Raw genomic sequence first — 18203 nt, forward strand, 5'->3', positions numbered from 1 at the left:
TTGTTTTTACTCCTTGGCGCGGGAGAGGACGCCGTCCTCCTCGTCGCTGCGGTGGGTTGGCGGGGCTTTGACGTTCTGACGCGAAACAGGGATGTCGCGGGAGGTCGCGATGGTGCCGGTGGAATCGCCGATGTCGCGGGCCGCCTCGTTGGCTGCCGGCCCCTGATCGTCCCGGATCACCCGGCCGTTCTCGGTGGTGTCGCCGAAGGTCTCCGGCGTCACGGAGGGCTGCTGCTCGGCCGGGCTTTGCGGCACGCCCAAACCCATCTCCGCATTGCGGGCGAGGTCGGCACGGGCTTTTTCGGCCTCTGAGCGCGGGTCGCGTGTCATGGGAACCTCCTCAACTGTCGTGGGGTCAATGCCAGCACCGCGAGCCGGTTCCCCCTCTTGTTGTGGCGAATGGGACACACCATCTTGGAGCTCAGCGGATGCCTCATTGATGAGGGTCCGACATCGCAGGGTTGGCCTGTGCCTCCAGGAGGGCGGGTGGACCCGAGGAGGGATGATTGATGAATTTCGAAAAATACACCGAACGCGCCCGGGGTTTCGTTCAGGCGGCCCAGAATCTCGCCATGCGGGAAGGCCATCCGCAGCTATCGCCGGGCCATGTGCTGAAAGTCCTGCTGGACGATCCGGAAGGCCTCTGCGCCGGCCTGATCGACCGCGCCGGCGGGCGCTCCCGCGACGCCCATGCGGCGGTCGAGCAATGGCTTGCCAAGCAGCCAAAGGTTTCAGGCTCCGCCGCGCAGCCGCAGGCCACCCGCGACCTGATGCGCTTCTTCGACACCGTCGAGAAGGCCGCCGAGAAGGCGGGCGACTCCTATGTCACCGTCGAGCGGATGCTGCTGGCGCTGGCCGTCGAGAAGGACTCGGAAGCGGGCAAGATCTTGGCCCAGGCCGGCGTGACCGCTCAAGGCCTCAACACCGCGATCAACGCGCTGCGCAAGGGCCGCACCGCCGACAACGCGACGGCGGAGAACGCCTATGATGCGCTGAAGAAATATGCCCGCGACCTCACCGAAGCGGCCCGCGACGGCAAGCTCGATCCGGTGATCGGCCGCGACGAGGAGATCCGCCGCACCATTCAGGTGCTCTCGCGCCGCACCAAGAACAATCCCGTGCTGATCGGTGAGCCCGGCGTCGGCAAGACCGCCATCGTCGAAGGCTTGGCGCTTCGCATCGTCAACGGCGATGTGCCGGAGAGCTTGAAGGATAAGCAGCTGCTGGCGCTCGACATGGGCGCGCTGATTGCAGGTGCCAAATATCGCGGCGAGTTCGAGGAGCGACTCAAAGCGGTGCTCAGCGAAGTGACGTCGGCTGAAGGCGGTATCATCCTGTTCATCGACGAGATGCACACGCTGGTCGGCGCCGGCAAGGCCGATGGCGCGATGGATGCGTCGAACCTCCTGAAGCCCGCGCTCGCCCGCGGCGAGCTGCACTGCGTGGGTGCGACCACCCTCGACGAGTACCGCAAGCACGTGGAGAAGGACGCGGCGCTCGCCCGTCGTTTCCAGCCGGTCTTCGTGAGCGAGCCCACGGTGGAGGACACCGTGTCGATCTTGCGCGGCTTGAAGGAGAAGTACGAGCAGCATCACGGCGTGCGCATCACCGACTCGGCGCTTGTCGCTGCCGCGACGCTGTCGAACCGCTACATCACCGACCGCTTCCTGCCGGACAAGGCCATCGACCTCGTCGACGAGGCTTCCTCGCGCCTGCGCATGCAGGTCGACTCAAAGCCTGAGGAACTCGACAACATCGACCGTGAGATCGTGCGTCTCAAGATCGAGCAGGAGGCGTTGAAGAAGGAGACGGATGCCGCGTCCCGCGACCGCCTCGAGCGCCTCACGAAGGAGCTGGCGGATCTCGAGGAGAAGTCGGCTGCCATCACGGCGCGCTGGAAGGCCGAGAAGGACAAGCTCGGCACCGCGGCCGATCTCAAGAAGAAGCTCGAGGAAACCCGCAACCAGTTGGCCACCGCACAGCGCAACGGCGATTGGGCCAAGGCCGGCGAGCTCTCATACGGGGTCATTCCGGGGCTGGAGAAGCAACTCATCGATGTGGAAGCCAAGGCCGATGGCGGCGGGCTGATGGAAGAGGCCGTGACGCCCGACCACGTGGCGGGAGTCGTCTCCCGCTGGACCGGCGTGCCCGTCGACAAGATGCTGGAGGGCGAGCGCGAGAAGCTGCTGCAGATGGAGCAGGCGATCGCCAAGCGCGTCGTCGGCCAAGCCGAGGCCGTGGCGGCGGTCTCCACCGCCGTGCGTCGTGCCCGCGCCGGTCTGCAGGATCCGAACCGGCCCATGGGCTCGTTCATGTTCCTTGGCCCCACGGGCGTCGGCAAGACGGAGCTGACGAAGGCTCTGGCGGCCTTCCTGTTCGACGACGATACCGCTCTCGTGCGCCTCGACATGTCGGAATATATGGAGAAGCATTCGGTCGCTCGGCTCATCGGCGCGCCTCCCGGCTATGTGGGCTACGAGGAGGGCGGTGCGCTCACCGAAGCCGTCCGCCGCAGGCCGTATCAGGTGGTCCTGTTCGACGAGATCGAGAAGGCGCATCCGGACGTGTTCAACGTTCTGTTGCAGGTGCTCGACGACGGCCGCCTCACGGACGGGCAAGGGCGCACCGTGGACTTCCGCAACACGCTCATCATCATGACGTCGAATCTCGGTGCCGAGTATCTGGTGAACCAGGGCGAGGGCCACGATACCGACGAGGTGCGCGACGAGGTCATGGGCGTGGTGCGCGCGCACTTCCGGCCGGAGTTCCTCAACCGCGTGGACGAGATCATTCTGTTCCACCGGCTGCAGCGTTCGGAGATGGGCGCCATCGTGGACATCCAGCTCGGCCGCCTGCAGAAGCTGCTTGCTGATCGCAAGATCACGTTGGAACTCGACGACGAGGCGCGCGCCTGGCTGGCCGACAAGGGCTACGACCCGGCCTATGGCGCACGGCCCCTGAAGCGCGTGATCCAGAAGCACGTGCAGGATCCGCTGGCAGAGCTCATCCTCTCCGGCGAGATCAAGGACGGCGAGACCGTGCCGGTGCATGCGGGCCCCATGGGCCTGATGATCGGCGACGTGACGGTGAGCGGCACGGAGCGCCCGCCGCAGGGCGTGCGGCTGAATTAAGAACGATACAAAGACATGACAAAGGCCGGGTTCTGCACCCGGCCTTTTTTGTTCGACAGCCCATTGTCATTCCCGGCCGGAGCGCAGCGGAGGGAAAGGCATCCATAGCGCTCAGCGTATGATGGATCCCCTTCCCTCGCCTATGGCTCGCCGGGGATGACACGCAGTACGTCATAGCCGGGCTTGTCCCGGCCATCCCGATGAGGTGAAGCGCAATGCTTCATTCAATCGAGATCACCGGCACAAGGCCGGCGATGACGTAGTGGAATAATGATGTGTGGCTATTCCGCAGCCGCGCGGTAATCGCCCTCGTCGTTGGCGGCCTCGGTACTGCCTCGATCCTGACGCGGCTCGCGGCGCGGAGCCGTATTGCCTTCCCGCAGGAGCATGTCCTTGTCGATGCGCTCGGCTTTGTCCTCGCGCAGTTCCCGCTTGGAGCGACGAAGCTGCTTGGCGGTCTTCTGCAGGGCGCCCCGGAAGGCGGTGTAGAGGTCCTTGTCCTTGGCCTCGCCGCTCATCATCTTGAGCGCGCCCATCTGCATGTTGACGGTGCACCGATAGGTGATGCCCTCCCGCGTGACATGCACGGAGGCCAGGCTGAGATGCCCGAAATACTTGCTCGCCACCTGGCGGATATTCGTCTTCGCATAATCAGGAAAATTGTCGCCTAAGTCGACATTTGCGCTTTGTACGAGGATATTGTTATCGCCGTCGCTGTCCTGCTTCATTCACTCCTCCGTGGCATGAAGGTTCGGAGGCTAACGGTCTGTGAGCTTGATGGTTGCGAAGTAACAGGAATGAGTTTCCGGCAACGCTTACGGCCTGCGGGTCCGCCCGCCCTGCTGCTCCACATCGACCACGGCGATCTCCACGGTCTCAGGCCGGTTGTTGCGCACGATCTGAAGCCTGACCGTAGTGCCGACGCCGGTCCGCTCGAGCCTGTCGGTCAGGTCGGACAGGCGGCGCACGGGGGCATCCTCGACCCCCACGATGACGTCGCCGATGATCCCGGCCCGCGGATCCACGCCGCGAAGCCCTGCCCGGTCGGCGGGCGAGCCCGGCACCACATCAGCCACGACCACGCCGGTCACGCCGAGCTGCGCGGCGAGGGTCTCGTCGCCGGCGAGGATGCCGATGCCCGGCGTCGGCACCCGGCCGGTGCGGATGAGTTCCGGCACCACCCGGTTCACCACGTCGACAGGAATGGCAAAGCCGATGCCGGCATTCGTCCCCGACGGTGAGAAGATGGCGGTGTTCACGCCGATCAGCCGCCCGGCGGAATCCAGCAGCGGACCGCCGGAATTGCCCGGGTTGATCGCCGCATCCGTCTGGATCACATCGGCGATCTCACGTCCCCCGCTGGTGGGCAGGCGCCGCTTGAGGGCGCTGATGATGCCTGAGGTCAGGGATTGATCGAGGCCGAACGGGTTGCCGATGGCATAGGCCGTCTGCCCCACCTTCAGGTCGGCCGAGCTTCCCACGTTCACGGGCGCCGGCAGCGCGCCTTGGCGCTGGAGCCGCAGGACGGCGAGATCGTAGTTCGGCGCGCGACCGACCACCTCGGCGGGCCGCACCTCCCCCGAGGCTAGGCGCACCACAAAGGAAGAGCCGTTTTCCACCACGTGCTGGTTCGTCACCACATGGCCGGCCGCATCCCACACGAATCCGGTGCCGGAACCGGCCGGCTCTCCGCCTGCGGGGCCGCGGCCCTGCAGCGCCACCACCTGCACCACGGAGGGCGCCACGGTCTCGAACACCTGGATCGTCGTGCGCTCGAACTCCGCCAGATCGCCGCGCGCCGCGATGGGCCGGGGCTCGCGAGCAGAAGTGAAGTACGAGTTCACGTAAGGCTGCAGCACCAGGATCGCGAGCAGCACCGCCACGACCAACATGATGATTCGCGTCGTCCGGTCCTGCATTGTGCCTCCTGTGCCTGGTCAGCCTCTCTCACAACGGACACGCTTGAACGAAGTTCACCGCCTGTTGCCGTAGCCGGTTCGAGGAACCTCGGGCGCAGCATCCGCTTGTCCCTGCTGATGGATGGTTGAGCTTGTCCGGCAAAAGGCAAGCTCTTGAACATCCAACCTGATTCAGGAGGATGCTGCCTTGCATGATCCGTCTCCATCGGGAAGCGCGACGCTCTCCGCCGTTGAGGCGGGCATCTTCCCGACCTTCTTCCTGTCGGGCTTCGAATGCTCCACCTTCATCTGGAAGGACCGGGGCCGCCGCGATCTCGTGGCCGAAACCCAGCACCGCGAGCATGTGGAGGAAGATTATGCCTTCCTCAGGTCGCTCGGCATCGCGGTGGCGCGCCAGGGCATTCCCTGGCCGTTCGTGGACAAGGGCGGCGCTTACGATTTCTCGCGGCTCGACCCGTTCATCGCGGCCATGAACCGCCACCAGATCCTGCCGATCTGGGACCTGTGCCATTACGGCTATCCCGACGATGTCGATCCGTTCGCCCCCGACTTCACCGACCGCTTCGCCGCTTATGCGAAAGCGGCGGCGGAATACGTGACGCCGCGCATTCGGGGGCCGCATTTCTTCACGCCGATCAACGAGATCACCTTCTTCGCCTTCATGGGCGGCGAATGGGCCTGGACCGCACCGTTCCGCAACACCGATGAGGATCGCCACCGCCTGCGCCTCGCCTTGTGCCAGGCCGATATCGCCGCGGTCAAAGCCATTCGCGAAGTCGACCCGCAAGCACGCATGGTCCATATCGACCCGCTCATTCTTGTGGTTGCGCCGCGGGACCGCCCCGACCTCAAGGACGAAGCGGATCGCGAGACCTACGAGGACACGTTCTATGCCTGGGACGTGATCGCCGGACGGCGCCAGCCGGAGCTCGGCGGTTCGCCGGAGGTGCTCGATATCGTGGGCGTCAATTGCTACTCGTTCGGCCAGATGGAATACCGCGAGAACGGCCCGCACGCCTCGCTGGAGCCGCATGACGAGCGCATCCGCCCGCTCGGCGATCTTCTCACCTATGCCTGGGAGCGCTATCGCCGCCCGATGATCGTGGGCGAGACCAGCGGCCTGCGCGAGGGGCGTCCGGACTGGCTGTGCGACATCGTCGAGGAATCGCTGGCCGCCGTGCGCAAGGGCATCGACCTGCACGGGGTGTGCCTGTTCCCCGCCGTCGACATGCCCGACTGGCACAAGGGCAACTGGCTGCACAACGGCCTGTGCGATCTGGTGGAGGAGAGCGGACGCCTGAAGCGCGTGCCGTACCAACCCTATATCGACGAGTTGCGGCGCTGGCAGAAACGCCTGAACCGGGTGACGGAGCTCGACGAGGATCCGTTCAGCGATCCGGTGGATCTGGCCGATATCAAGCGTGCCGCCGACGAGATGCACATGAGCTCCGACAAGGACTGGTGCTGATTGCCGCTTCGCACGGGGTTCTGAACCAAACTTTCCCGCAAACGTTCGCTCTCACGATCCCTTCGCAGGAGAGTTCTTGATGTCACGCCGTCTCGTGATCGCCGGCTTCATGGCCGCCGTCGCCATTCCCGCCCTCGCCCAACAGCAGAACCAGGCCATTCCTCAATCGACCACGCCCCAGCCTGCAGACACGCAGACCAACCCGGCGCTCGGGCAGAACACCCAGCAGCGCACGCAGCAGGGCGGCGCGCCGCAGGATACGCAGACCCAGGCCCGCCAGGGGCAGGCCAACAGCGCGCCGGCCGCCATGGGCGAGGCACAGTCGCAGGCTGACCGGCAGTATGTTCAGCAAGCGCTGGCGCTCGGCACCGTGTCGCTGCAGCAATCGAACTTCGCGCTCACCAAGGCGCAGAACCCGCGCGTGAAGCAGTTCGCCGAGTTCGAGGTCGGGGAGCAGAACCTGCTCGCCGAGATCATGCATTCCTTCGCCGATCCGAACGCCACCGCGTCCACCACCAGTGGTGCCCAGGCTGCGGCCTCCACAGCGCCAGAGTTGCCGGCCAAGGATGCACAGGCGATGGAGCGCCTGTCGAAAGCAGCGGGCGGCGCTGCCTTCGACAAGGATTATGTGGCCCTGCAGATCCAGGGGCACCAGGAACTGCTAAAGCTGCAGGATGACTACCTCAAGCAGGGCTCCGGCAACCGTGAGACCACGAATGTCGCCAAGCTCGCCCGCGGCCAGATCAAGGAACACCTGACCATGCTGCAGGACATCCAGAAGGAGCTTGGCAGATAGAGCATCCTCTAGAGCATCATCCGGCCCTGCTTTTCACCGCCGCAGGGCCGGAACAGCCATCCCGAACGGGACGTTGGCTCTACAAGATGTATGAGCCGTCAACGCTCAAAACTCAGGAAGAGGAATAGCCCATGGCGCAGGACAAACGAGGCCGCCCTCCCGAGCCGCCCGTCGATGAAGTGCTGAACGAGGTCACGCAGGAAGAGACCAGCGATGATTTCGTCGCGGGCCCGACCCAGCGCAACGATGTGGGCAACACCAAGCGCGCGGCCGCCAAGGCCACCGGCCAGATGGGCGCCTCGAAGAAACTCGACCCCGATCTCGATATCGGCCATGTGGACGACAATCGCGTGAAGAGCGGCTCCAAGGCCGGCCTCCACTCCTTCAAGGAGGTGCCGGAGGAGGAAGACGACGATGCCGGCTTCAAGATGTCGAACGAGGAAATCGCCGAGAGCGTCAACACTACCGCGGCCAAGAGCCCTGCTGCCCGCGCTGCTCAGACGGAAGGTGCGACGGGACCCACTGGGATGAGCGGCGGCGCAGCCTCACGGGCCCGCGTGCCGGCACCCGGCACCGCGGTGGACGTGCCCAAGGGCACTCTCGTGCGCGGCCATCCCGCGGCCAGCCAGTCCGGTGGGAAGTCGACCTCCTCGACCGGCGACGAGAAGCCGCCGAAGCGCTCCGCCCGCGCCCATAGTAGCGAGCAGCAGCGCCCGCTCTCCAAGAGCGGCAACGAGGAGCGGTAATTCCAACCACTCGTCATCCCGGACGGCGCAAGCCGATCCGGGATCGGGTGCAGGATAAGACTCGTGTTCCCCTCCCCCTTGTGGGGAGGGCCAGGGTGGGGGTGCTAGCGCTGAGCTGGACCAGCGCGGCGCTAGCACCCCCACCTCCAACTCCTCCCCACAAGGGGGAGGAGAGTTTCTGTGCCACACTCGTCACGTGATCCCCGATCTTCGCTGTGCTCCATCCGGGATGACCCAATGACCCCACTGCATAGCTGTCTCTACGGAAGATGGAGTGACAGCACTCCTCCTCCCGCTTTATGGATTGTTCAGCCGAACCGGCATTGACGACATAAAACGGTTGAGGAAACGCTCATGGACAGAAGAAACGTTCTCAAAGGCGCAGGCCTGGCAGCGGCAGCAGGCGCGGTCGCGTCCCCGGCCATCGCGCAGGCGCAGCCCGAAGTCCGCTGGCGCATGGCGTCGGCCTATCCGAAGAGCCTCGATACTCTCTTCGGCGCGGGCGAGATGATCTCCAAGCGTGTGGCCGCCGCCACCGACAACAAGTTCCAGATCCAGCCCTTCGCCGCGGGCGAGATCGTGGGCGCGCTCCAGACCCTCGACGCCACGCAGAACGGCACGGTCGAGTGCTCCTACACCCTGTCGAGCTTCTTCATCGGCAAGGACCCAACCTTCATGTTCGAGACCTCGGTGCCGTGGGGCATGAACGTGCGCCAGCACAATGCCTGGATGTATTACGGCGGTGGTCTCGATCTCGTGCGCGAGTTCATGAAGGACTACAACGTCTATCCGATCCCAGCCGGTCAGACCGGCGCGCAGATGGGCGGCTGGTTCCGCAAGGAGATCAAGTCCATCGCGGACCTGAACGGCCTCAAGATGCGCATCGCCGGCATGGGCGGCCAGATCATGCAGAAGCTCGGCGTGGTGCCCCAGGTGCTCGCCGCCGGCGACATCTACCCGGCCCTGGAGCGCGGCACCCTCGACGCGGTGGAATTCTCCGGCCCGCATGACGACGAGAAGCTCGGCTTCGTGAAGGTGGCCCAGTACTACTACTATCCGGGCTTCTGGGAAGGCGGCGCGCAGCCCTCGCTGTACGTGAACATGAACAAGTGGAACGAGCTGCCCGCCCATTACAAGGCGATCCTTGAGGCGGCCTGCGCCGAGGCCAATGCCATGTGCGTGGCGAAGTATGATGCCCAGAATGCCGACGCGATCCGCCGCCTCGTGGGCCAGGGCGTGCAGCTGCGCCCGTTCCCGCGCGACGTGATGGAGCAGAGCTACAAGGAAGCCTACAAGCTCTACGGCGAGCTCGCAGCCTCCAATGCCAAGTTCAAGAAGGTGTACGATTCCTGGAACGCCTTCCGCGAGAAGGAGCTCACTTGGTTCCGCATCGCCGAGCTGCCCTTCGACTACTTCGTCAACCAGCAGCAGGGCCAGCCTCGCTGAGCATCGAGAATGTCGGAAACGGCGCCGAAAGGCGCCGTTTTCTTTTGAACATTCATAGAGCGGATCGAAGCTTGGCGCCTTGCGTTGTCTCCCTGACTGACAAGAGCAATCCAGCAAAGGAGGCAGGCTATGACGGACAAGAACCGCTCTGACGAAAAATCTCAGAACAAGACCGAGCGCAAGGACGACAAGCAGTCTGAGAACAACAAGAAGCACCAGGAAGATCTGCTCGACGAGGGCGTTGAGGAGACCTTTCCCGCCAGCGACCCGGTTTCCGTGAAGATCACGAAGTAAATCTCACACATCCACGGCGCCCCAGGCCCTCCGCCTGGGGTCTGTTGTTCTCAGTTGCGGCTCGCCACCGCGACGCCCAACGCCGCAAGGGCCATGCCGGCGAGCTGGATCAGACTCAGGGTCTCGCCGAAGAGCGCGAAGGCCATGAGCGCCGCGACCGGCGGCACGAGATAGAGCAGCGTAGCCACGCCCACCACGGCACCCTGGCGGATCAGGAACAGCAGCAGCCCAATGGCCCCGATGGAGAGGCCGAACACCGCCCAGGCGAGCGCGCCGAGGAGCGGCGGCGTCAGGTCCATATGCCCTTCCTCCAGAAGCAGCACCAGCGGCAGGGTGACGATGGCGGCCCCGATATACTGGATGGCCGCATTGACCCGCAGATCGAGATTGCTGCCGGTGCGCTTCTGCCAGATCGTTCCAAAGGTGATGGAGAGCATGCCGAGCACGCAGACGAACAACGCCAGGGGCGGCACGCCGCCATCGCCGAGCTTCGGCGCCACCACGAGGGCTGCACCCATGAAGCCGATGCCGATTCCGGCCCAGCGGCGCGGCGACACCCGCTCGCCCAGCAGAGGCCCTGCGAGAAGGCCCGTGGCCAGCGGCTGGAGACCGGCCACAAGGGCAGAGATCCCGGCCGGCAGCCCGTGCTTGACCGCCCAGAACACGCCCCCGAGATAAAACCCATGCAGGAGAACGCCGGCGATCATGCTGTTGCGCCAATCGCTCCACCGGCGCGGCCAAGAGACCCGCGCCACGACGACGATGCCGGCCAGCACGAGGGTGGCGAGCACGTAACGGACGAACAGGAACGTCAGCGGCTCTGCATAGGGCGCCACGAGGCGCGCCACGATGAAGCCGGTGGCCCAGATGAGCACGAACAGCGGCGGCGCGAGGCGGGCGAAAAGGGTTGGGCTCATGACAGGACGGGAATGCAAACCGCAGGAGAGGAATGGCCTTGTAGGCCCGGGCGTCACTGTTTGTCGATCCGTTTGGCATCATCCAAACGTCGATCGATGGAATATGCCAGGCTGGCCTCCGGCTCGCTGAAACCTGATCGCCTGATCCACGTCGTTTCCTTGCCCTTCACCCGCGCCGCACCATCTCCAGCCTTCTGGAGACCCCGCCGTTGAACCGCCTTCGCCTCTGGCTCGAACTCGTCGCCATCGCGTCCACCCGCTTCGTGCTGCACGATGCATGGGCCATCGCGAGCCATATCGCGCTGTCGGTGCTGACCTCGATGTTCCCGTTTCTGATCCTGGTCACGGCGCTGGCGAGCCTGTTCGGCACCGGGACCCTGGCGGACGAGGTGGCGGACATCATCCTCGAGGCCTGGCCTCGGGAGATCGCGGGCCCCATCGCGGGCGAGGTTCACACCATCCTCTCGGTCAAGCGCAGCGACGTGGTGACCTTCGGCCTCGTGCTCGCGCTGTATTTCGCATCGAGCGGCGTGGAGAGCCTGCGGGTCGGACTCAACCGCGCCTACGGGGTGCGCGAAACCCGCGCCTGGTGGCTGACGCGGCTCGAATCCATCGCCTTCGTGATCGCCGGCGCCCTCATGCTGCTGGCGCTGGCGCTGCTGGTGGTGCTCGGCCCCTTCGTGTGGCGGGTCGTGCTGTCCTGGGTGCCGGCGCTGCAGCCCTTCGACGGGCTGATCGCGTTCCTGCGGATCGGCGTGGCGACGGTGGTGATCGTTGCGGGCCTGCTCCTCGCCTACAAGCTCGTTCCCTCGGGGCGGCGCAGCTTCCGCGCGGTGCTGCCGGGGGTAGGCGTGACCCTGGCGCTGTGGCTTTTCGGCGGCTTCGCCTTCAGCTGGTATTTGGAGTTCTACCCGGCGGCCTACGCATCCACCTACGGGGGACTTGCCACCGCCATGGTGGCGCTGATCTTCCTTTATACGCTCTCCGCCATCTTCCTGTTCGGCGGCGAGCTCAACGGCACCATCAACCTGGCCAAGCGTCGGCGGCTGGACCAGGAGCCGAAGCCCGAACACCTGAAGGATGTGATCGCGTTGCCGTAACCGGGTGATCCGCCGAAGCGTTCAGGGTGTTAGGATCGCCATCAGGACGAGCCCGAACAGGCCGAGAGCGGCAATGCCGATGAGGCTGAGCCAGGGGTATCTGCTGTCACGGTCCGGATCCAAGAGGAGGGTTTCCTTCACGTGCCGAGGGTGACGATCCAAAGGCAGAGGCCGAGGCCGACAACGACAGCGAGCCAGTTCAGGGACCGGTCGAACATCAGGTTCCATGAGGCCGGAACGGTATGGGTCAGCTTCTTCTGTGGCGGAAGATCGACGGGCATGGCTGATGCTCCAGAGCCTGGGGAGCTTCGAGACGCATCATGCGCCGAAAAGGGCAGCGGCCGACTAAGGAGTCGCTGGTTGATAGACCCTACAGGGTCAATGCGACATTTGTAAGTGGAGTTGAAGCTTGTGCTTTAAGCTGGCCCTGTCAAATGATCGTCGAGCCGTCCGTTCTCACCCGTTCGTCCCCGATCTGGCGCACGAGCTTGCCGGCTTCCTCGGCGCTGACATGGATGCGCACCAGGGTCCACTCGTTCTTCGATTTCCACATGCGGAACGAGAGCATGAACCCGTCGCCGTCCTTCTGCGCATCGGCATGGGTGGCATCGGGCAGGTCATAGGGACCCCGGCCATCGAAGGTGATCTGTCCCACGGTGTTCTCCGGTCATGAGGATCGAAAACCCAACGGTTGAAAGCCTGACGGGTTCAGCCGGGCTGTTTCGCCCCAAACGAAAACGGCCGGGCGCAGGCCCGGCCGTCTCGCGTTCCGCTGACGAGAATCAGCTGACGATCTTGTACTTCACGAAGCCTTCCGGCGCGTCGCCCATCTTCTCGACCTTGATGCCGGCCGGCTGGTAGTTGGCGGCGTTCGGGCCGGTGGTGAAGGTCATGGTCACGCCGGTCGGAACCGCGAGCGACCAAGAGCCGTCGGCCTTCGGGGCCACTTCCTTCTTTTCGATGATGAAGCGCATGATGGCGTCGCGCGTCAGGTCCGGTGCCTCGAACACCATCGTCGTGCCGTCGGCGCCCGGGAAATTGCCGCCGCCGCCCGCACGGTAGTTGTTGGTCACCACGAGGAACTGCTGGTCGTCCGTCACGGGCTTGCCGTTATAGGAGAGTTCCTTGATGCGGTGGGCATCGGCGTTCACGACCTTGCCGTTGTCGTCGTAGCGCGAGGCTTGCGTCGGGTCGATCTTGTACTGGACGCCGGCGATCACGTCGAAGTTGTAGGCCGGGAATTTTTGGTTGATGAGTTCCTGCTCGCCGCCCTTGGCCGGGTCGATCTGGTTGTAGATGCCGGCCGAGCGCTCGAGCCATTCGCGCACCTGCGCACCCGTGACCTTCACCACGCGGATCGTGTTCGGATAGATGTAGATATCCGCCATGTCCTTGATGGCGAGCGGGCCGGGCTTGATCTCCGTGAAGTAGTTCGGGCCGCCGCGGCCGCCGGCCTTGAAGGGAGCGCCTGCGGAGAGGATCGGCAGGTCCTTGAAAGCTGATGCTTTCAATTGATCCGCCACGTACCAGGCCTGCGCCTCGGTCACGAGCTTCACGGAGGCGTCGTCCGACACGAGCGAGAAGTAGGAATGGATCGGCACGGCCGTGGTGCCGACGGGCTCGCGCACGTATTTGAGCGTCGCCTCATGGCCTGCTTTCGCCGCCGCCATCACGCCTGCATCGGATTCCACCTTCGCCACCACCTTGCGGTCGACGCGGTCGTAGATCGGGCGCGCCTCGGTGCGGAAGTTCGCGACCTTCCAGGCATTGCCTTCCTTGGTGAGCTCCAGGTCGATGAGGCCGAGATGGCTGCCCCAGAAGCCGGCCATGACGGCGGGCTTGCCGTGCAGCGTGCCCTTCTGCACGTCGACGCCCGGGATGTTGTTGAATTCCTTGCCACCGGGGAACGTGAAGTGCTGGTGACCCGTGAGGATCACGTCGATGCCCTCGACCTTGGCCAGATGCAGAGCCGCGTTCTCCTCGCCGCCCTTGCGCTCGCCGCCGGCGATGCCGGAATGGCAGAGGGCCACGACGATGTCGGCGCCGGCTTTCTTGAGATCAGGTACATGCTTGTTGGCGGCGTCCACGATATCGATCGTGGTGGCCTTGCCGTCGAGATGCGACTTGTCCCATTGGACGATCTGCGGCGGCACGAAGCCGATCACGCCGATCTTGATCTTCTGCTTGGCGCCGGCCTCGTCGGTGAACTCGCGATCAAGAACGAGCCAGGGCTTCTGCAGGGTCTCGCCATTCGCCTTGATCACGTTGGCGCAGACCAGCGGGAATTTGGCTGTCCCCAGGGCGTTCTGCAGGAACTCGAGGCCGTAGTTGAACTCGTGGTTGCCGAGAGTGCCGCAATCGTAGTTCAGCTCGTTCATGGCGGCGACCATGGGGTGCACGTCGCCCTTCTTCATCCCCTGCCGATAGGCCACGAAATCGCCCAGCGGCGAGCCTTGGATCAGGTCACCGTTGTCGAACAGCAGGCTGTTCTTGGCTTCGGCACGGGCGCCCTTCACCAGGGTAGCCGTGCGGGCGAGACCCACCGTGTCGTCGGCCGCATCGCGGTAGTAGTCGTAAGGGAAGATGTTCACGTGAAGGTCGGTGGTCTCCAGGATGCGGAGCTTCACGACCGGGCCGGCGGCCCAGCTGGTCTGCGGCAGGCCGGCGATTGCGGCGGCAGCCACGCCGGTCTGCAGGACGCGGCGGCGGGTGATGGATTGGGTCATAATCTTCCCTTTGGTCTTGTTGTGTGGCGAAACAAAATTCGCCTCTACACGACAGAAGCACAGGTTTTGTGACGGAATCAATATAGCTGGCAAAGGAAGGCCCGGAATTCACCGATCCCTTTATTCGTCATCACCGGCCTTGTGCCGGTGATCTCCACCGGAAGAGCGTCATGGTTTTCGGACCGGGATGGCCGGGACAGGCCCGGCCATGACGAAGATGTTGTCATCCCCGGCGCGCGAAGTGCGGGAAGGGGATCCATAGCACCGAGCGTATGAGTGGATTCCCTTCCCCTCCGCTGCGCCCCGGCCGGAAATGACAGTGGGGAATTACCCACGCAACGCCTCGTCCAAATCCCGATACAGGTCTTCCACATCCTCGATGCCGGTAGAGAGCCGCAGCAGATCCGGCGGGCAGGGTGTGCCCGGCCCCTCGACGGAGGCGCGGTGCTCGATCAGGCTCTCGACGCCGCCGAGCGACGTCGCCCGCTTCCACAGGCCCACCCGGGCAGCCGTGCGGATCGCCGCGGCCTCGCCGTCTGAGACCTGGATCGACAGCATGTAGCCGAAGCCGTTCTCCATCTGCCGGGCAGCGACGTCATGGCCCGGATGCTGCGGCAGGCCGGGATAGAGTACGCGGGCCACCTTCGGATGAGCGGAAAAGCGCTGCGCGAGGTCGAGCGCGCTCTTGGCCTGGGCTGCCGTGCGCACATGGAGCGTGCGCATGCCGCGCATCAGGAGATAAGCCTCGAAGGGGCCGAGGATCGCGCCCTGCATCTTGCGGATATTGACGACGCGCGCCCAGAACGCATCGGCCTTGGCGCCGGCGAGCGCGCCGGCCACCACGTCGGAATGGCCGTTCAGCACCTTGGTCGCCGCATGCATGACGATATCGGCGCCAAGATTGAGCGGGCGGGTGTGGATCGGCGACGCGGTGGTGGAATCGACCGCGAGCCGCGCGCCGGCCGCGTGCGCGATCTCGGCGGCCCCGGCGATGTCCGTGATGGTCCAGAGCGGGTTGGAGGGCGTCTCGATCCAGACCAGCTTGGTCTGCCCCGGCTTCACGGCCTCGCGGAGGGCGTCGAGGTTGTCCGTCTCGACGAAATCGACCTTGAGACCCCAGCGGACGGCCTCCGTCATCAGCCAGCTGCGAAGAGCCCAGTACATGACCTTGGACGCCACGATGTGATCGCCCGGATCGAGGGCCTGGAACACGGCGGTGGCGGCCGCCATGCCGGAGGAGAACAAGAGCGCGCCGGCCTCGGCCTCCTCCAGCATCGCCAGCACTCCTTCCGCCTCGCGGATCGTGGCATTGTCCGGTCGGCCATAGACGAAGCCTGAGGAATAGGCATTATCCTCATCGCGGATATAGGTGGTCGCCACATGGATCGGCGGCACGACCGCCTTGGTAAGCGGATCCACATGACCCATGGCCTGAGCGGTCAGGCTGCGCTTCGACCATGGGGAACGCGATGACGACATTGGGAACCTCCGGAGAGCGTGACAGGTTGCGTCACTGGAAACAGACACGCTGTCTTTAAAGGGATTTGAGGAATGCATACAGACCAAACTGTGCCGGGCAGGCATGCAATGCCGCCGCTCCCGCGCTTTCTCGTGGCCGTGCTGCCGGTGGTCGCGGTGGCGGTGTCGGCAAGCCTGATCACGCAGCCGAACATTCCGGCCTGGTATGCAGACCTCCAGAAGCCCGGCTTCACGCCGCCGAACTGGGCCTTCCCCGTCGCCTGGACAATCCTTTACGCCATGATGGCCTATGCGCTCTGGCGCATTCTCTCGCTGCCGGAGAACCGGCCCGGACGCGCGGCGGCGATTATCGCGTTCTTCGTTCAGTTGACCTTGAACGGGGCGTGGTCCTTCGCCTTCTTCGGAGGCAAAAGCCCGCTGGCTGGGCTCGTGGTCATCGCCGCCCTGATCGTGGCGATCCTCGCCACGATCCGCACCTTCTGGCGGCTCGACCGCATGGCGGCCCTGCTGCTCGTGCCGTATCTCGCTTGGGTCTCTTACGCGACCCTGCTCAACGGCACGATCTGGCGTTTGAACGGCTAGCCGCGCAGGTGTACTAAAAGTGCATCCTGAGGGCCGTGTGTTTGGAAGCTTGCGCTATTCCGGCTTGTCGAACAGGTCCGGATCCTTGTCGTGATGATCGAGGACGCCGACGAAAGGAAGCTGTCGGTAGGAATGGGCCACGTCCATGCCGTAGCCGATCACGAACACGTCCGGGCAGGTGAAGCCCACATAATCCGGGTGGATCTGCACGGCGCGCTTGCCGGGCTTTTCCAAGAGCACGGCGGTCTTTACGCTCTTGGCGCCGCGCGCCATGAGCAGGTCCTTGGCGAAGGTGACCGTGCGGCCGGATTCGAGAATGTCGTCCACGAGCAGCACGTCGCGCCCGCGCACGTCGCTCTCGATGTCGCGCAGAATGGTGACGTTGCCGGTGGAGACCGTGCCATTCAGGTAGCTCGACAGGTGCACGAACTCGACCTGCGGGGTGAGCCCGGTCCGGTGCAGGGCGCGGATCAGGTCGGCGGCGAACATGAAGCTGCCCTTGAGGATCGCCACGACGAGCAGGTTTTCGGGCTTGGCGGCCGCGATCTCCTGGGCCAGCGTTTCGTTGCGCTTGGCGATGGTGTCTTCGTCGAAAAGAACCCGGATTCGGTGGGCGTTGCTCATCATGATCGTCCAGAAAAGAAATACGGGGCTCCCAGAGCCGCCCCTTCACGACCATGCTTGGCCTGGGATGTCAAACGGAGTTGGCTGTTTTTCAGCAAATCCATGACCCCGGGGCTTCTCGCAATCTACTCCTGCGGCAATGTCCCGCGAGAGCTTCGCTTCCCGTTACAGTCCTGCAAGTTTATGGCTTGCTAACCATAACGGGGCGATAAGGAAGCGAATCGCCGATTTTCTTCACCTCAACGATGGCTCGGTTACGTGTGAAAGCGCTCGATCACGACGATTATCACTACGATGAAGGCGCGCCGCCGGTGGTGCATTTCGAGAATGTGGGCGTGCGCTACGGCATGGGGCCCGAGGTTCTGCGCGACCTGACCTTCTCCATCGAGCCCAATTCCTTCCAGTTCCTCACCGGCCCGTCGGGCGCCGGCAAGACGACGCTTTTGCGCCTCATCCTGCTCTCGGTGAAGCCGACCCGCGGCCTGATCTCCATGTTCGGGGAGGATGTCTCCCGGATCTCGAAGGACGAGTTGACCTCTTTGCGCCGCCGCATGGGCGTGGTGTTCCAGGATTTCCGCCTGCTCGATCACCTGACGACCTATGAAAATGTCGCCCTGCCCCTGCGCGTGCAGGGCAAGGAGGAATCGAGCTACCGGGCTGAAGTGGTCGAGCTCCTGCGCTGGGTGGGCTTGGGGGACCGCATGCACATGCTGCCGCCGGTGCTCTCGGGCGGCGAGAAGCAGCGCGCGGCGATTGCCCGCGCGCTCATCGTGCGCCCCGACCTGCTGCTCGCCGACGAGCCCACCGGCAACGTGGACCCGTCGCTCGCCCGCCGCCTCTTGCGCCTCTTCATCGAACTCAACCGGCTTGGAACCTCGGTGGTGATCGCCACCCACGATTTCAGCCTCATGGATCAGCTCGACGTGCGCCGCCTCGTGCTCGGCGACGGCCAGTTGCACATCGACGGGTGAGCTT

18 protein-coding genes are annotated in these 18203 nt (G+C 64.6%); 9 read left to right on the forward strand and 9 right to left on the reverse strand.

Going from position 1 to position 18203, the window contains the following annotated elements; all coding sequences use genetic code 11:
* Positions 1–6: 6 nt before the first annotated feature.
* Positions 7–330 carry a hypothetical protein gene (locus tag I2H36_RS08295; RefSeq protein WP_196263421.1) on the reverse strand — a complete coding sequence of 108 codons (324 nt, stop codon included), beginning with the start codon at positions 328–330 and terminating at the stop codon, positions 7–9.
* 179 nt (positions 331–509) lie between these two features.
* On the opposite strand from I2H36_RS08295, the gene clpB reads away from it, so the two are divergent.
* Positions 510–3131: an ATP-dependent chaperone ClpB gene (gene clpB / locus I2H36_RS08300; protein WP_196263422.1), complete on the forward strand. Its 2622-nt coding sequence runs from the start codon at positions 510–512 to the stop codon at positions 3129–3131.
* A gap of 281 nt (positions 3132–3412) precedes the next feature.
* On the opposite strand, the gene hpf is transcribed toward clpB, so the two are convergent.
* Positions 3413–3859, reverse strand: a complete 447-nt coding sequence (gene hpf / locus I2H36_RS08305; RefSeq protein ID WP_196263423.1) for a ribosome hibernation-promoting factor, HPF/YfiA family — start codon at positions 3857–3859, stop codon at positions 3413–3415.
* An 87-nt stretch (positions 3860–3946) separates the two neighbouring features.
* On the reverse strand, positions 3947–5050 hold the full coding sequence (locus I2H36_RS08310) for a S1C family serine protease (protein ID WP_196263424.1): 1104 nt from the start codon (positions 5048–5050) through the stop codon (positions 3947–3949).
* Between the two features lie 187 nt (positions 5051–5237).
* On the opposite strand from I2H36_RS08310, the gene I2H36_RS08315 reads away from it, so the two are divergent.
* The 5 genes from I2H36_RS08315 (at position 5238) to I2H36_RS08335 (ending at position 9800) form a co-directional block, all read left to right on the forward strand.
* On the forward strand, positions 5238–6518 hold the full coding sequence (locus I2H36_RS08315; RefSeq protein ID WP_210330998.1) for a glycoside hydrolase family 1 protein: 1281 nt from the start codon (positions 5238–5240) through the stop codon (positions 6516–6518).
* Positions 6519–6597: 79 nt separating this feature from the next.
* Positions 6598–7314 carry a DUF4142 domain-containing protein gene (locus I2H36_RS08320; RefSeq protein ID WP_196263425.1) on the forward strand — a complete coding sequence of 239 codons (717 nt, stop codon included), beginning with the start codon at positions 6598–6600 and terminating at the stop codon, positions 7312–7314.
* Positions 7315–7445: 131 nt separating this feature from the next.
* Positions 7446–8060, forward strand: a complete 615-nt coding sequence (locus tag I2H36_RS08325) for a hypothetical protein (protein ID WP_196263426.1) — start codon at positions 7446–7448, stop codon at positions 8058–8060.
* 354 nt (positions 8061–8414) lie between these two features.
* The gene (locus I2H36_RS08330; RefSeq protein ID WP_196263427.1) at positions 8415–9506 is read left to right on the forward strand and encodes a TRAP transporter substrate-binding protein; all 1092 of its coding nucleotides are present in this window, start codon (positions 8415–8417) and stop codon (positions 9504–9506) included.
* Positions 9507–9635: 129 nt separating this feature from the next.
* Entirely contained in the window at positions 9636–9800 is a 165-nt protein-coding gene (locus I2H36_RS08335; protein ID WP_196263428.1) for a hypothetical protein, read from the forward strand.
* Between the two features lie 50 nt (positions 9801–9850).
* Here I2H36_RS08335 and I2H36_RS08340 read toward each other — a convergent pair whose 3' ends face one another.
* Entirely contained in the window at positions 9851–10717 is an 867-nt protein-coding gene (locus I2H36_RS08340) for a DMT family transporter (protein WP_196263429.1), read from the reverse strand.
* Between the two features lie 209 nt (positions 10718–10926).
* Here I2H36_RS08340 and I2H36_RS08345 point away from each other — a divergent pair, with 209 nt between their 5' ends.
* A complete protein-coding gene (locus I2H36_RS08345; RefSeq protein WP_196263430.1) occupies positions 10927–11817 on the forward strand; it encodes a YihY/virulence factor BrkB family protein in 891 nt (296 codons plus the stop codon).
* Between the two features lie 137 nt (positions 11818–11954).
* On the opposite strand, the gene I2H36_RS08350 is transcribed toward I2H36_RS08345, so the two are convergent.
* From I2H36_RS08350 to I2H36_RS08365, 4 genes are all read right to left on the reverse strand, one after another.
* Positions 11955–12098 carry a hypothetical protein gene (locus tag I2H36_RS08350; protein WP_196263431.1) on the reverse strand — a complete coding sequence of 48 codons (144 nt, stop codon included), beginning with the start codon at positions 12096–12098 and terminating at the stop codon, positions 11955–11957.
* Between the two features lie 149 nt (positions 12099–12247).
* Complete coding sequence (locus I2H36_RS08355) at positions 12248–12472, reverse strand: hypothetical protein (protein WP_196263432.1); 225 nt, start codon at positions 12470–12472, stop codon at positions 12248–12250.
* Between the two features lie 127 nt (positions 12473–12599).
* The gene (locus I2H36_RS08360; protein ID WP_196263433.1) at positions 12600–14543 is read right to left on the reverse strand and encodes a bifunctional 2',3'-cyclic-nucleotide 2'-phosphodiesterase/3'-nucleotidase; all 1944 of its coding nucleotides are present in this window, start codon (positions 14541–14543) and stop codon (positions 12600–12602) included.
* 327 nt (positions 14544–14870) lie between these two features.
* Entirely contained in the window at positions 14871–16022 is a 1152-nt protein-coding gene (locus I2H36_RS08365) for a trans-sulfuration enzyme family protein (RefSeq protein WP_196263434.1), read from the reverse strand.
* Positions 16023–16094: 72 nt separating this feature from the next.
* Here I2H36_RS08365 and I2H36_RS08370 point away from each other — a divergent pair, with 72 nt between their 5' ends.
* Positions 16095–16604: a TspO/MBR family protein gene (locus tag I2H36_RS08370; RefSeq protein ID WP_196263435.1), complete on the forward strand. Its 510-nt coding sequence runs from the start codon at positions 16095–16097 to the stop codon at positions 16602–16604.
* 54 nt (positions 16605–16658) lie between these two features.
* Here I2H36_RS08370 and hpt read toward each other — a convergent pair whose 3' ends face one another.
* Positions 16659–17228: a hypoxanthine phosphoribosyltransferase gene (gene hpt / locus I2H36_RS08375; RefSeq protein WP_196263584.1), complete on the reverse strand. Its 570-nt coding sequence runs from the start codon at positions 17226–17228 to the stop codon at positions 16659–16661.
* A gap of 245 nt (positions 17229–17473) precedes the next feature.
* On the opposite strand from hpt, the gene ftsE reads away from it, so the two are divergent.
* Positions 17474–18199, forward strand: coding sequence for a cell division ATP-binding protein FtsE (ftsE, locus tag I2H36_RS08380; RefSeq protein WP_210330999.1), 726 nt, complete (start codon positions 17474–17476; stop codon positions 18197–18199).
* Positions 18200–18203: the final 4 nt, after the last annotated feature.

It is taken from the genome of Microvirga terrestris, from assembly GCF_015694425.1.
In the GTDB taxonomy this organism is placed as follows: Bacteria; Pseudomonadota; Alphaproteobacteria; order Rhizobiales; family Beijerinckiaceae; genus Microvirga; species Microvirga terrestris.

Coding starts and splice junctions, on each gene's coding strand:
- I2H36_RS08340 (WP_196263429.1), bottom strand. CDS start 10,717: ATGAGCCCAACCCTTTTCGCCCGCCTCGCGCCGCCGCTGTTCGTGCTC.
- I2H36_RS08365 (WP_196263434.1), bottom strand. CDS start 16,022: ATGTCGTCATCGCGTTCCCCATGGTCGAAGCGCAGCCTGACCGCTCAG.
- I2H36_RS08325 (WP_196263426.1), top strand. CDS start 7,446: ATGGCGCAGGACAAACGAGGCCGCCCTCCCGAGCCGCCCGTCGATGAA.
- I2H36_RS08370 (WP_196263435.1), top strand. CDS start 16,095: ATGCATACAGACCAAACTGTGCCGGGCAGGCATGCAATGCCGCCGCTC.
- I2H36_RS08295 (WP_196263421.1), bottom strand. CDS start 330: ATGACACGCGACCCGCGCTCAGAGGCCGAAAAAGCCCGTGCCGACCTC.
- I2H36_RS08320 (WP_196263425.1), top strand. CDS start 6,598: ATGTCACGCCGTCTCGTGATCGCCGGCTTCATGGCCGCCGTCGCCATT.
- hpf (WP_196263423.1), bottom strand. CDS start 3,859: ATGAAGCAGGACAGCGACGGCGATAACAATATCCTCGTACAAAGCGCA.
- I2H36_RS08310 (WP_196263424.1), bottom strand. CDS start 5,050: ATGCAGGACCGGACGACGCGAATCATCATGTTGGTCGTGGCGGTGCTG.
- clpB (WP_196263422.1), top strand. CDS start 510: ATGAATTTCGAAAAATACACCGAACGCGCCCGGGGTTTCGTTCAGGCG.
- I2H36_RS08335 (WP_196263428.1), top strand. CDS start 9,636: ATGACGGACAAGAACCGCTCTGACGAAAAATCTCAGAACAAGACCGAG.
- I2H36_RS08330 (WP_196263427.1), top strand. CDS start 8,415: ATGGACAGAAGAAACGTTCTCAAAGGCGCAGGCCTGGCAGCGGCAGCA.
- I2H36_RS08360 (WP_196263433.1), bottom strand. CDS start 14,543: ATGACCCAATCCATCACCCGCCGCCGCGTCCTGCAGACCGGCGTGGCT.
- hpt (WP_196263584.1), bottom strand. CDS start 17,228: ATGAGCAACGCCCACCGAATCCGGGTTCTTTTCGACGAAGACACCATC.
- I2H36_RS08350 (WP_196263431.1), bottom strand. CDS start 12,098: ATGCCCGTCGATCTTCCGCCACAGAAGAAGCTGACCCATACCGTTCCG.
- ftsE (WP_210330999.1), top strand. CDS start 17,474: ATGGCTCGGTTACGTGTGAAAGCGCTCGATCACGACGATTATCACTAC.